The sequence below is a fragment of the Gymnodinialimonas sp. JB5-7 genome (assembly GCF_055693405.1).
The window spans coordinates 2,338,658-2,351,748 of record NZ_JBVFUX010000012.1 but is presented as its reverse complement, the minus strand read 5'-3'; the positions used below and the strand labels follow the sequence as shown (position 1 = coordinate 2,351,748).

Here is a 13,091-nt window from a genome sequence, read left to right as displayed (position 1 = left end):
GCAATGAGTGATGAAAACAAAATCCTGACGGTCTCTTACGGCACGTTTTCCTGTACCCTTGAGGGCTTTGAACGCCCGTTTGAGGCCATGAAGGCCGTGGCAGAGTATTTCCGCGACCTCGCCGCAGAGGATCGCTATTTCGGGGCAGAACCTCCCACGCCAGACGCCGAAACTCTGCACCGCATCACGGAAGAGGCCATCCAGCGCCGCGTCGAATCGCGTATGGTTGAAAATGGCCTGATCATGCGACCCGAAGGTGCGCCTGCCGAAGATACCCCAGCATTCGAAAGCGCTGCCGAACGCTCCTTCGCGCGTGACCCGCAGATTGAAGATGCCGTTGAAAGCGTCGCCCCCGAAGCGCCGGCCGGTGAGGCCGTGGCCGTGACGGCAGCGGTTGCTGCCGCGACTGGGGCCGCAGCGCTTGCCGAAGATGAAGAAGACGCAGCAGCAGAGGATGTTGCCGAATCCGCCGAGGCCGTGGACGCGCCCGCCGAGGAAAGCGACGACGTAGCGGAAGCAGCTCGAGGACGCTGCCGAAGTTGCCGAAGAGCCGATCGAAGACGCCGTCGAAGCCGCGGACGAGATCGTGGAAGAGGTCGAAGTCGCGTCTGAGGAGATCTCGGAAGAGGTTGCGGAGACCGCCGAGGAAGCGTCCTTTGCAGAAGCGGCCGATGAGGCGTCCGATGACGATGCCCTCGCCGGGATCGCAGCCGCCATGAGCGATGACGCTGATTTTGCCGAGGCTGAGGCCGAAGCGGAAGCGGATGATTCAGCACCAATCGACCTCGCAGGTGATGACGAAATCTACGCCGACGACGAAGAAGATGGCGTTGCCGGTGCAGATACGCTGATCGCGGTCGCCGCCGCTCTGGCCGCCGAAGGCGCGCCTGCAGATGACGCTGATGCGGAAGATATCGCAGAGGCCGAAGACGCGGACGCCGCTGACAGCATCATGGCCGATCTCGATCAGGACGATGATGACGGCGATATCGACTCGATCTTCGCCGATGAGAATGACGAAGAGGCCGCCTTTGATGGCGCATCCGTTGCCGCTCGCCTGGCCCGTATCCGCCGCGCCGCATTGGCTGAAACAGGCGATGCGCCTGCGACAGTGCAGCCTGATGATGAACTGATCTCCGCCGGTGGAGAAGGCGCCGCGCCCGAGCCAGTGATCGAAGCCGATGACGATGCCGCTGTTGCCGCTCTTGCCGCCGCGTTCGCAACCGGCGCCTCCACCATGGCGGCAGCGTCGGAAGCGCTGGAAGCTGACGGGATCGACGAGGTCGCAGAAACTGAGGACGACGACAGCGATACATTGGCCGCGATCGCGGCCGTGACCGCACCTGCCATTGAAGAACCTACGGAAGAGATTGCCGAGGCCATCGAAGCGGCACCTGCTACTGTTGCGGAAGACATCGCCGAAGCAATTGCCGACGAAACGCCTGACACCCCCACACCCCCAAGTGCTGATCGCACGGCTTTCGCCGACGCGGACGGCGATGATGGCGGCGACATGGATCGCCTGTTCGAGGCCACCGAAGGCCGTTTGACCACGGTTGAGACGACCCGTCGTCGCGCCAATATCGAGCATCTGAAAGCTGCCGTGGCCGCTCGCGCCGCAGAAACCCAACTGGCCGCGGATGGGGCCTCGGTTGCCGATATGACGGGGCTTGAGGACGACGCCGCCGAATATCGTGAGGATCTGGCCCGCGTGATGCGCCCGCGCCGTGTGCGCGTTGACGTCTCGCGTCGTCAACTGGCCGCCGAGGAACGCCCGGCACCGCTGGTTCTGGTGTCCGAACAGCGCATCGAAGATGACGCGCCGGCAGCACCCGCTGCACCGGTCGCACCGCGCCGTGTGTCGCCTACCGAAGCCGAGGTTGCGGACCGCCCCGAGACTGGGCCTGCCGCCACGCCTTTGGTTCTGAACGAAGAGGTCGCTGTGGTCGAGACTGCGGTCGAAGAGATTGACGCCGAAGCCGTGGAAGCCGCCCGCCCGGCCCCGCGCAAAATGGCAAATTCGCTGGCCAATCTGGCACAGCGTGCCGGGATGATCGCATCCGGCCTGGGGCGTTCGCCCCGCGAAGAGGTTGCAGCGGAAGCCGATGAGTCTGTTGCGGACGCTCCCGTAATGGACGCGCCCGAGATGCCCGCTGCGCAACCCAGCGCCGCCGCGCAAACCGACATCGAAGAAGACGCCGATTTCGACGATCCAATCGCGGCACTGGAAGCTCAACTGGCGCAGGAAATCGACGAAGTTCGCGATACCGTCGACGGGGATGCCGCGAGCGCACAGGATGCCGGCGCCGAAGTCGACCATTTCGCCGTATTTGCACAGCGTCTGGAAGAATCGCCTGCAACCGAGATCGAAGAGGTTGTCGAGATGGGTGCCACCTACCTGTCGCAGGAGGCCGGCCTGGTCGAATTCAAGCGCATGCAGCTGCTGCGCCTGGTGCGGATTGCAACCGACGGCTCTATCTCGCGTGAGGAAGCCATTTCAGCCGTCGAGACGCTGACGCAGGATGGCGTGCTGGAAGAGTTGGGCGGCAATCAGTATCGCCTGGCCCGTACCCTCTGACCCACGGTCTTACTTTAGAAATCACAAAAGGGCGCCTCGGCGCCCTTTTTCATTCATCCTGCGGCGCGTCCGGATCGGCTTTCCCGACACCGAGGAACACGGCCTTCAACGGGAAGGCCCATAGGATACTGAAAGCCAGACAAACTCCCATCTGAACCCAGATGCTCCACCCTTCCAGCAGGCTCAGCAGGAACCAGACCGCCGCGATATAAATCGGCAGTCCGACCAGAAGGATGAACAGCGACCAGCGTTTGCGGGCCTTGTAGCTGAGCGCCATGGGACCTCCGTCAATCAGCGAACGGGTCTGTCACGAGGATCGTGTCATCGCGTTCGGGCGAGGTGGAAAGTAGGGCCACAGGGCATTGGATCAACTCTTCGATGCGGCGCACATATTTGACCGCATTGCCCGGCAGTTCTGCCCAGGAGCGCGCGCCTTCGGTTGATTCCGACCAGCCCGGCATCTCCTCGTAGATCGGCGTGCAGCGCGCCTGTTGGTCGGCCGCGGTCGGCAGGTAGTCGAGCCGTTCGCCATCCAGGTCATAGCCAACGCAGATCTTGAGCGTTTCGAACCCGTCGAGCACATCAATCTTGGTCAGGGCAATTCCGGTCACGCCCGAGGTTACGCAGGTCTGCCGCACAAGGCAGGCATCAAACCAGCCACAGCGGCGTTTGCGGCCCGTCGTTGTGCCCCATTCATGGCCGCGTTCTCCAAGGCGTTGGCCGTCCGCGTCATGTAGTTCTGCCGGGAACGGGCCTTCGCCAACGCGGGTTGTGTAGGCCTTTACCAGACCCAGCACATAATCGATCGCGCCGGGGCCAATGCCCACGCCTGTGGCCGCTTGCCCCGCGATCACGTTAGACGAGGTAACAAAGGGATAGGTTCCGAAATCGATGTCTAGAAGCGCACCCTGTGCGCCTTCGAACAGGATGCGCTTTCCCGCCCGCCGCTTTTCGTTGAGCACTTTCCAGACCGGCGCGGCGTAGCGCAGGATTTCCGGCGCAATGCCGCGCAACTGCGCCAACAGTGCTTCGCGATCAACCGGTTCGATGCCAAGCCCGCGACGAAGCGGATCATGGTGTTGCAAGGCGCGGTCGACGCGTGCCTCCAATGTCGCGGGGTCGGCCAGATCAGCGACGCGAACCGAGCGCCGCCCGACTTTGTCCTCATAGGCCGGGCCGATGCCACGGCCCGTCGTGCCGATCTTTGTGCCTTTCGAGGCCGCTTCCTCGCGGGCACGGTCAAGCTCGCCATGGATGGGAAGAATCAGCGGGGTGTTCTCAGCGATCATCAACACTTCCGGGCTGATTTCGACGCCCTGCTCCTGGATCGCGCGGATTTCCTCGACAAGATGCCAGGGGTCCAGCACAACGCCATTGCCGATCACCGACAGCTTGCCGCCGCGCACAACACCGGACGGCAAGGCGTTCAACTTGTAGACCTTTCCGTCGATGACAAGCGTATGGCCGGCGTTATGGCCGCCTTGGAATCGCGCAATGACATCGGCGCGTTCGCTCAACCAATCAACGATCTTACCCTTGCCTTCGTCGCCCCACTGAGCGCCGACAACCACGACGTTGGCCATGAAATCCTCCGGATCGTGAAAACCCCGGGGCGCTATAGCGGCCCTTGCCACGCGGGGGAACCGGAAACTTGCGAACGCGATGGTTAACCGGTTGTTAGGGAAATGTGTGTGGAGTGGCCGAATTGAAAAAGATCTCTTCATGTGAAACGATCACCGCCACACGCAGAACGGGAATCACGACTCTGATATCAGCGAGGCCCTTGCGGCCCCCTGTCGCATCTCATAAGTGAGGCGCGGATCGGAACCCCGTCCGGTTGAGAGAAAGCGCGACTATGGAAAACATCATCCTCGTCATCCACTTGATCCTCGCGGTCTGCCTGATCGGCGTTGTGTTGCTGCAACGCTCCGAAGGCGGCGGGCTCGGCATGGGTGGCGGCGGCGGTGGCGGCGTGATGACCGGTCGCCAGGCGGCAACGGCCCTTGGCAAACTGACATGGTTCTTCGCAATCGCTTTCCTTGCAACGTCGATTACTCTGACAGTGATTGCGGCGCAGAACTCCTCCAACTCTTCGCTGCTGGACGATCTGGGCGGCCTGCCCCCGGCAACAGAGGGTGACGCGGGCGACAGTTCGCTTCCGCCGATCGAGACGATGCTGCCGCCGATTGATGGCGACAGTCCGGCGCTGCCGCCGGTGGAGTGATCAAAGCGAAGCCACCCGATTTTGGGTGGCTTTTTCTTTATCCACATGATCTTGGCATTTTGGCCGCCTGCTGGCTTGTCTAACCGGGGCGAATCCGAGTATCCTCAAATCCCGTGGAAAGAGACATGGATGGGCCGCCAACCGGGCGCGTAACCATCCGCACGGGGGACTTTCGGGCATGGCGCGATTCATTTTCATCACCGGCGGCGTTGTGTCGTCGCTTGGCAAGGGTTTGGCCTCAGCCGCCCTTGGTGCGCTGCTGCAGGCGCGGGGCTTTTCCGTGCGATTGCGCAAGCTCGACCCATACCTCAACGTCGACCCTGGCACGATGAGCCCGTTTGAGCATGGCGAAGTCTTCGTGACCGACGATGGAGCGGAGACTGACCTCGATCTTGGGCACTACGAACGGTTCACCGGCGTGCCCGCGCGCAAGACCGACAGCGTGTCATCCGGGCGCATCTACACCAATGTGCTGGAGAAAGAGCGGCGCGGCGATTACCTGGGCAAAACGATCCAGGTCATCCCCCATGTGACCAATGAAATCAAAGATTTCATCGCCATTGGTGAAGATGAGGTCGATTTCATGCTGTGCGAAATCGGCGGCACGGTGGGCGATATCGAGGGCCTTCCATTCTTCGAAGCGATCCGCCAGTTCGGGCAGGAACGCCCGCGGGGCCAATGCGTGTTCATGCACCTGACGCTGCTGCCGTTCATCGCCGCGTCGGGCGAGTTGAAAACCAAGCCCACGCAGCACTCGGTCAAGGAGTTGCGGTCGATTGGTCTGGCACCTGACATTCTGGTCTGTCGGTCCGAGGGGCCGATCCCCGAGAAGGAACGCGAAAAGCTGGCGCTGTTCTGCAACGTCCGCCCCGACAGCGTGATCGCCGCGCAAGACCTCAAATCAATCTACGAGGCGCCATTGGCCTATCACCGCGAGGGGTTGGACCAGGCCGTGCTGGATGCGTTTGGCATCAGCCCCGCCCCCAAACCCGACCTGCGTGTCTGGGAAGATGTGGCTGACCGGATCAACAACCCGGAAGGCGAAGTGAAGGTCGCCATTGTCGGCAAATACACGCAGTTGGAAGACGCCTATAAATCCATTGCCGAGGCGCTGACCCATGGTGGCATGGCGAACCGGGTGAAGGTGAAAGTTGAATGGGTCGATGCCGAGGTCTTCGACCGGGAAGACCCTGCCCCGCATCTGGAAGGATTCCACGCAATCCTCGTGCCCGGCGGGTTTGGCGAGCGCGGAACAGAAGGCAAGATCAAGGCCGCCGAATTTGCACGCACACGCGGTGTGCCGTATCTGGGGATCTGCCTTGGCATGCAGATGGCCGTGATCGAAGCGGCCCGCAATTTGGCCGATCTGGGCGATGCAGGGTCGGAAGAGTTTGACCATGAGGCCGGTAAAAAACGTTTTACACCCGTGGTTTACCACCTCAAGGAATGGGTCCAGGGCAACCACAAGGTTGAACGCAAGGTGACCGATGACAAGGGCGGCACCATGCGCCTTGGGGCATATGATGCGGTGCTCGCCGAAGGCTCGAAAGTGGCCGAAGCCTATGGTGGCGTGGCGATCGAAGAACGCCACCGGCACCGGTACGAGGTCGACATCAAGTACCGCGAAGCGCTTGAGGAACAGGGGCTTTTGTTCTCCGGCATGTCACCGGATGGACGCTTGCCGGAAATTGTCGAGGTGAAGGATCATCCGTGGTTCATCGGGGTGCAATTCCACCCTGAGCTAAAGTCAAAACCGTTTGATCCACACCCCCTGTTTCGCGACTTCGTCCGTGCAGCGAAAGACAATTCGCGGCTGGTTTAGAAGCCGCAGCCGCGCGCCTCGATCTCGGCGATGTATTCCGCGACCCCGGTCAGAGGAACGGACCCGAGGGAGCCGCGGCGCAGCAATCCAATGTTCAGGATCGTGCCCTCGCGCATCTGGTTCCAGAAGGCGTCGGCACGCTCCATCGTGTCCATGTCGATCCAGCAGAACGCACCTGTGCAATCGCCGAAATAGAGGTCTTCCGGGTTTTCATCGATCTGCAAAACAAAGTCTTCTTCCGGGCCGCCAGGGTTGTGGCCGTGTATCCCCACAACCGGAAAACCGCCATTGCCGCATTCCAGAATCAGATTGGCCCCATCGCCCGTGCCCACGGCGCGGCCCGCAGGCGGCGCGTCGGGGTTGAATATCCATTCCGCACTCGCGGGAAGGGCGAGGAAAACAGTGGCTGCGGCGGCAAAAATTAACTTCTTCAAAAGATGCTCCGATCAAATGCGCGTGAAAGTGCCGAAACTGTCACCCAAATGGTGCACTTTCGTCAAATGCATGAAAGCCCGACCTTTCCGACCCGGCCTCTTAAGGCTAATGTAACCCTACCGGGCGATGTTCGCCCAAGACGTGAAGGACAAATCATGCGCCTGACTGCCTTGACCCTTGCTGCCGCTCTTGCCGCCACCGGTGCCTCTGCACAGGATGCGAGCCAGTGGACCGGCTTTTATGCAGGTTTCGCGACGAACATCATCTCGCCGGAATTTGACAATTCTTCGACCGCAGGGCCGCTGCAAGAAGGCACCAGCTTTGGTGCCTATGGCGGCTATAACTACGCGCTTGGCGACAATTTCGTGGTCGGTGCCGAGGTTGGCTTTGGTGGCCCTGTCAGCTTCCAGACAAATCTTGGCAATCCAGATTTCGAATTTAATAACCAGCTGAATGCGCGCGTGCGCGGTGGCTATGCCATCGGCAACGCGCTGGTTTACGGCTCGCTCGGCTATCAGCGCGTAGAATATGGCGCGGCGGCTGGCAGTGCGACAGCGGATGGCTCGGCCTCTGGTCTGGTCTACGGCATCGGCATGGAAATGCTGTTGACCGAAACCGTGTCGGTGCGGCTTGACTACACTTCGACGCACATGAACCCCGAGGATGCGACGACACTGGTCTCCGGCCCGAATTCGCAGATCGATGCGAACGCCGTTGGACTGGGTGTAGCGCTGCACTTCTGACGGCAAAGACACGCCAAGGAACGCAGATGGCGGCCTGATCGGGCCGCCTTTTTCATATCAAGCGTCCTATTCCGCCGCTTGTGGAAGCGCAGACATCACTTCATCACGGATGATCTCTGCAATCAGCTTTGCATCCTCGACCGCAAAGGTCAGCGGCAGGCGCATGTCCAGAAGGCCCGCCAGGATGCGATCCGTCTGCGGCAGGCTCTGCGCCGGAGCGTAACGCCAACTGTCATAGCGAGAGGTAAAGGCCACGGGCTCCGCGGCACCAAACCATTTCAGCTCCACCCCGCGGGCGCCACAGCCAGCGACGACCGCCTGCACCGCCTCGGGTGAGGCATGGGGCAAAAGCACTTGAATGGAGGAGCCGACGATATCCTCTTTGGCGGGCCGTTCGATTACTTGAAGACCGGGCGTGTTGCGCACGCCCTCTTCCACCGCTCGGTAGAGCGCGTTCCATCGTGCGATCTGGGCAGGCAGGTCTGCCAGCTGCGGACGCAGGATTGCAGCGCGCAGATTGTCCATCCGGCCCGAGACGTTCGGCGTGACATACTTTACATTTTCAAATGTATTCACAGGGGGTGCAGCGCCATTTTTGCCGTAAAGCATGTAGGAACCCGACAACATCACGGCTTTTGCCATGACCTCTTCATCGTCGGAAATCAGCAAGCCCCCCTCACCGGAATTGATGTGTTTATAGGTTTGCGTGGAGTAACATCCGACCAATCCGTGCCGGCCTGAAGGCACACCGCGCCAGGCTCCACCCATGGTATGGGCGCAATCCTCGATCACTTTCACGCGGCTCGCGTCGCAGATCTCCATCAACCGGTCCATATCGCACAGATGCCCGCGCATATGGCTGAGCAGCAGGACCGATGCGCCGGAGCTTTCGATCTTAGCGGCGAGGTCTTCGAGGTCGATGACAAGGCTGTCGGTGACTTCCACGAACACGGGCTCTGCATTCACCGCGGCAATGGCGCCCGGCACAGGGGCCAGCGTGAAACCGTTGGTCAATACCTTGTCGCCGGGCCCCACCCCGACCGCACGCAGGGCCGCACCCATGGCATAGCCACCTGAAGCCACAGCAAGGCAGTATTTCGCGCCCGTGTAGGCCGCGAATTCGCGCTCGAGGTCGGCAGTTTCGCCCGCCTCGCCCGGTGCCGTGTTGTAGCGGTGCAACCGCCCTGAACGCATGACCGCAACGGCGGCGTCAATCGCGGCTTCGGGGATAGGTTCCTGCTGGGTGAAGTTCCCAGTGAAAATCTGTTTACTCATGGGCGGGAAGATCGTGCGCAAGACGGCACAGGTCAACCGAGGAGTTGATCAAGCACTGCGTCAAGTTGGTCGTAATGGTCCAATAGTGCCTCTGGCGATAGGTCCGCTACCGCGCGGCCAGTGGGCCCGAAGGTCACAAGCACGCAAGGAATCCCCGCAGCGGCTGCGGTTTTGCGATCCGTGATCGTGTCGCCGATCAATACGGCATTATCTGGCGCCCCGCCCAAACGCGCGATGGTTTCCAGCAACGGCGCGGGGTCGGGCTTGCGGGTCGGCAATGTGTCCGCCCCGATCAAAACCGGGAAGCGGTCCGTCAACTCAAGACGCGCGATCAGCGTGGCGGCCAGACCCTCAGGTTTGTTGGTACAAATGCCGGTTGCATGGCCCGCTGCGCGGAGGCGGTCCACAGCCTCAACCGTACCAGGGTAAAGCGTGGTGTGGGTGTCGATGTCAGCGCCATAGGCATCGAGTAGCGCCTGGTAACCCGCATCGGCCAGACCTTCGCGATCTGCAATCCCAAGGCGCTCCGCCGCCAGCCGCAACATCGCCCGCCCGCCCGCAAACGCGGTCGCTTCATCGCGCCCCATCTCCAGTTGCGGGGGATGTCCCAACCGGATCAGCGCGGCATTTGCAGCCGCCAGAAGATCCCCCGCCGTATCCGCGAGCGTCCCGTCGAGATCGAAAACAATCGTGCGCATGATGCCCCTTTCGGCAGAATTCCGCCCAACGCTGTTACAACGTGACGGCCAAATTGAACGGCTCGGGGCTTTGCCACGCCGCGCGGCTCTGGTTAATAGGCACCAAACGCGAAGGAAAGGCGTTACATGCAGGCGAATTCAAAACCATTGGCGCTGGTGGTTCTGGCCGCGGGTGCAGGCACGCGGATGAACTCCGATCTACCCAAACCGCTGCACCCATTGGGGTGCGCGCCGCTGCTGGCCCACGCGATCGCCTCTGCCGCACCGTTGGAGCCTGCGCGGATCATTGTCGTCACCGGCCACGGAGCGGACGCGGTGGAGCGCGCGCTGGCCGACATCGCGCCCGAGGCGGTTGCGGTCCGACAGGCCGAGCAGCTTGGCACGGGCCACGCCGTCTTGCAGGCGGCGGATGCGTTGGAGGGTTTCGACGGTGACGCGGTTGTCCTGTACGCAGACACCCCCTTTATCCGGCCGGAAACGCTGGACGCGATGCGCGCCGCGCGGGCCAATCATGACATCGTCATGCTTGGGTTCGAGGCTGATGATCCGACCGGCTATGGGCGGTTGGTCATGGACGGTGACAGGCTGATACGCATCGTTGAGCACAAAGATGCCTCCGACGACGTTCGCGCGATAACCCTTTGTAATTCAGGCCTGCTTTGCGCCGATGCGGGCGTCCTGATGGACACGCTGCGCAAGGTCGGCAACGACAACGCGAATGGCGAGTACTACCTGACGGATGTGCCCGAGATCGCGGCGGCGGATGGGAAATCCGCAACAGTCGTCGTCTGCGACGAGATGGAGACGCTCGGCATCAATTCTCGCACAGAACTTGCGCAGGCGGAGGCGCATTTTCAGGCCCTGCGCCGGGCGGAGATGCTGGAGAACGGCGTGACGATGCAGGCCCCCGATACGGTGTTCTTTGCGCTCGACACTCATGTAGGACGCGATGCGGAGATTGAACCGAATGTCTATTTCGGTGCGAATGTGACTGTCGAATCCGGCGCACTCATCCGCGCCTTCAGCCATCTTGAGGGCTGCCACGTCAGCGAAGGCGCCATCGTTGGCCCCTATGCACGGCTGCGCCCCGGGGCCGAGATCGGGAACGACGCCAAGATCGGTAATTTCGTCGAGGTGAAAACGGCCGAGATCGGCGAAGGCGCCAAGGTGAACCACCTGTCTTACGTGGGCGATGCCAGTGTGGGTGCGCGCGCGAATTTGGGCGCTGGAACAGTCACTTGCAACTATGACGGCGTGATGAAGCACCGGACGGAGATCGGGGAAGACGCCTTTATCGGGTCTGACACAATGCTGGTCGCGCCCGTGAAAATTGGCGCGAAGGCGATGACAGCCAGCGGCTCGGTCGTGACCGAGGATGTGCCGGACGGTGCGCTGGCGCTGGGGCGGGCGAAACAGGTGAACAAGCCGGGCCTTGCCGTGAAACTGATGGACCGCCTGCGGGCGATCAAGGCCAAGAGGGGCTAGAGCATGTGTGGCATTGTAGGCGTGTTGGGCAACCATGAGGTTGCGCCCATTCTGGTCGAGGCGCTGAAGCGGCTGGAATACCGCGGCTATGACAGCGCGGGCATTGCGACGGTGCAAAACGGCGTGCTGGACCGCCGCCGCGCGGTGGGCAAGTTGGTGAACCTCAGCGACGCTTTGGTGCACGATCCCCTGCCCGGCAAATCCGGGATCGGCCATACGCGGTGGGCCACCCATGGTGGGCCGACGGTCACAAACGCGCATCCACACAAGGCGGGCCGTGTGGCGGTGGTGCACAACGGTATCATCGAGAACTACCGCGAGCTGCGCGAAAGACTGTCTCACCGGGAATTCGTGACCCAGACCGATACGGAAACCGTGGCGCAGCTTTGCGAAGATTTCATGGATCAAAGCATGGGTCCGCGCGACGCAGCGGCGGAGACGCTGAAGCATCTGGACGGCGCCTATGCGCTCGCCTTCCTGTTCCACGGCGAGGAAGACCTGATCGTTGCGGCACGCAAGGGCTCTCCACTGGCGATTGGTCATGGGGATGGTGAGATGTTCGTGGGCTCAGACGCGATTGCGTTGGGGCCGATGACCGACCGGATCACCTATCTGGAGGAGGGTGATTATGCCTTCGTGACCCGCGAAGGGGTCGAAATCCGCGACGCCGAAGGCCGGCTGGCCAATCGCGAAATGCGGACGATCCCGATGCAGGCGGCCTCGCTCGACAAAGGCGGCCATAAGCACTTCATGGCGAAGGAGATTTTTGAGCAGCCCGTGGTGCTGTCCGATTGCCTGAGCCAGTATTCCGAAGGTGGGCAAGTAACGCTGCCCGAAGGCCTCGATTTCACCGAGACCGACCGCATCAGCATGGTTGCCTGCGGCACCGCGCATTATGCCTGCGCGGTGGCGAAGTACTGGTTTGAACAGATCGCGGGTCTGCCCTGCGATGTCGATATCGCCTCGGAATTCCGCTACCGGGAGGGGCCGGTTTCGCCTGCTTCGACGGCAGTTTTCGTCAGCCAATCGGGTGAGACGGCCGATACCCTGGCCGCCCTGCGCTACGTGCAGGAAAAGGCCGCGAAGGTCGTATCGGTGGTCAATGTGCCGGAAAGCTCCATCGCGCGGGAATCGGACGTGATCGTTCCGATCCTCGCAGGCGTTGAGGTTGGCGTGGCCTCCACCAAGGCGTTCATGAACCAGTTGGGCGTATTGGCACATTTGGCGATCATGGCGGCGCGGCAGCGGGGCCGGATTGATGCTGAGCGCGAGGCGAACCTGCTTGAGATTCTGCGCGGGATGCCCGGCCTCATCAATCAGGCCCTCGCCTTGGAAGAGAAGATCGTCAAACGCACCGCCAAGCTGGCGGAGGCGCGATCGGTCCTTTTCCTTGGGCGTGGGCCGATGTTCCCGCTGGCCATGGAAGGGGCGCTGAAGCTCAAGGAAATCAGCTACATCCATGCCGAAGGCTATGCGTCGGGCGAATTGAAACACGGGCCGATTGCACTGATCGACAAGACCGTGCCGGTGATCGTTCTGGCGCCCAAAGACGGGCTGTTCGACAAGACGGTGTCGAATATGCAGGAGGTCATGGCGCGCGATGGACGCGTCTGGTTGATCACCGATGCCGACGGCGCAGCGGAGGCCGGGGATGGCACATGGGCGACGCTCGTGATGCCCAAGGTCGACCCAATCCTAGCGCCGCTGCTTTACGCCATTCCGGCGCAACTGATCGCCTATCACACAGCCCTGCACAAAGGCACAGATGTGGACCAGCCGCGCAATCTGGCGAAGTCGGTGACGGTGGAATAGGCTCGCCCTGACACGGAGG

The 13,091-nt window shown here is 61.8% G+C and carries 12 protein-coding genes; 7 read left to right on the top strand and 5 right to left on the bottom strand.

Annotation, left to right across the window (positions count from 1 at the left end):
- The first annotated feature begins 3 nt into the window (after nucleotides 1-3).
- A complete protein-coding gene (locus ACZ1HK_RS20640; RefSeq protein ID WP_472630272.1) occupies nucleotides 4-612 on the top strand; it encodes a hypothetical protein in 609 nt (202 codons plus the stop codon).
- Nucleotides 587-2,578 carry a hypothetical protein gene (locus ACZ1HK_RS20635; protein ID WP_472630271.1) on the top strand — a complete coding sequence of 664 codons (1,992 nt, stop codon included), beginning with the start codon at nucleotides 587-589 and terminating at the stop codon, nucleotides 2,576-2,578. The genes ACZ1HK_RS20640 and ACZ1HK_RS20635 overlap by 26 nt, the downstream gene beginning before the upstream one ends.
- A 49-nt stretch (nucleotides 2,579-2,627) precedes the next feature.
- Here the strand turns inward: ACZ1HK_RS20635 and ACZ1HK_RS20630 are convergent, their stop codons facing one another.
- Both ACZ1HK_RS20630 and ACZ1HK_RS20625 read right to left on the bottom strand, forming a co-directional pair.
- Nucleotides 2,628-2,855: a DUF2842 domain-containing protein gene (locus ACZ1HK_RS20630; RefSeq protein WP_472630270.1), complete on the bottom strand. Its 228-nt coding sequence runs from the start codon at nucleotides 2,853-2,855 to the stop codon at nucleotides 2,628-2,630.
- 10 nt (nucleotides 2,856-2,865) lie between these two features.
- Nucleotides 2,866-4,161 carry an adenylosuccinate synthase gene (locus tag ACZ1HK_RS20625; RefSeq protein ID WP_472630269.1) on the bottom strand — a complete coding sequence of 432 codons (1,296 nt, stop codon included), beginning with the start codon at nucleotides 4,159-4,161 and terminating at the stop codon, nucleotides 2,866-2,868.
- A 272-nt stretch (nucleotides 4,162-4,433) separates the two neighbouring features.
- Between ACZ1HK_RS20625 and secG the strand changes: the two genes are divergently transcribed.
- Both secG and ACZ1HK_RS20615 read left to right on the top strand, forming a co-directional pair.
- Nucleotides 4,434-4,802 carry a preprotein translocase subunit SecG gene (secG, locus tag ACZ1HK_RS20620; protein ID WP_472630268.1) on the top strand — a complete coding sequence of 123 codons (369 nt, stop codon included), beginning with the start codon at nucleotides 4,434-4,436 and terminating at the stop codon, nucleotides 4,800-4,802.
- 178 nt (nucleotides 4,803-4,980) lie between these two features.
- Nucleotides 4,981-6,624 (top strand): CTP synthase, encoded by a 1,644-nt coding sequence (locus tag ACZ1HK_RS20615; protein WP_472630267.1) that lies wholly within the window; start codon nucleotides 4,981-4,983, stop codon nucleotides 6,622-6,624.
- On the opposite strand, the gene ACZ1HK_RS20610 is transcribed toward ACZ1HK_RS20615, so the two are convergent.
- The gene (locus ACZ1HK_RS20610; protein WP_472630266.1) at nucleotides 6,621-7,058 is read right to left on the bottom strand and encodes a hypothetical protein; all 438 of its coding nucleotides are present in this window, start codon (nucleotides 7,056-7,058) and stop codon (nucleotides 6,621-6,623) included. The two genes, ACZ1HK_RS20615 and ACZ1HK_RS20610, sit on opposite strands and share 4 nt — an antisense overlap.
- Before the next feature lie 156 nt (nucleotides 7,059-7,214).
- Between ACZ1HK_RS20610 and ACZ1HK_RS20605 the strand changes: the two genes are divergently transcribed.
- The gene (locus ACZ1HK_RS20605) at nucleotides 7,215-7,802 is read left to right on the top strand and encodes a porin family protein (protein WP_472630265.1); all 588 of its coding nucleotides are present in this window, start codon (nucleotides 7,215-7,217) and stop codon (nucleotides 7,800-7,802) included.
- A gap of 66 nt (nucleotides 7,803-7,868) precedes the next feature.
- Here the strand turns inward: ACZ1HK_RS20605 and ACZ1HK_RS20600 are convergent, their stop codons facing one another.
- Together ACZ1HK_RS20600 and ACZ1HK_RS20595 are read right to left on the bottom strand one after the other, a co-directional pair.
- Nucleotides 7,869-9,077 (bottom strand): DegT/DnrJ/EryC1/StrS family aminotransferase, encoded by a 1,209-nt coding sequence (locus ACZ1HK_RS20600; RefSeq protein WP_472630264.1) that lies wholly within the window; start codon nucleotides 9,075-9,077, stop codon nucleotides 7,869-7,871.
- 32 nt (nucleotides 9,078-9,109) lie between these two features.
- Nucleotides 9,110-9,775 carry an HAD-IA family hydrolase gene (locus ACZ1HK_RS20595; RefSeq protein ID WP_472630263.1) on the bottom strand — a complete coding sequence of 222 codons (666 nt, stop codon included), beginning with the start codon at nucleotides 9,773-9,775 and terminating at the stop codon, nucleotides 9,110-9,112.
- 126 nt (nucleotides 9,776-9,901) lie between these two features.
- On the opposite strand from ACZ1HK_RS20595, the gene glmU reads away from it, so the two are divergent.
- The gene (gene glmU / locus ACZ1HK_RS20590) at nucleotides 9,902-11,260 is read left to right on the top strand and encodes a bifunctional UDP-N-acetylglucosamine diphosphorylase/glucosamine-1-phosphate N-acetyltransferase GlmU (protein ID WP_472630262.1); all 1,359 of its coding nucleotides are present in this window, start codon (nucleotides 9,902-9,904) and stop codon (nucleotides 11,258-11,260) included.
- A 3-nt stretch (nucleotides 11,261-11,263) separates the two neighbouring features.
- Nucleotides 11,264-13,072, top strand: a complete 1,809-nt coding sequence (gene glmS / locus ACZ1HK_RS20585) for a glutamine--fructose-6-phosphate transaminase (isomerizing) (protein WP_472630261.1) — start codon at nucleotides 11,264-11,266, stop codon at nucleotides 13,070-13,072.
- The last annotated feature ends 19 nt before the right edge of the window (nucleotides 13,073-13,091 follow it).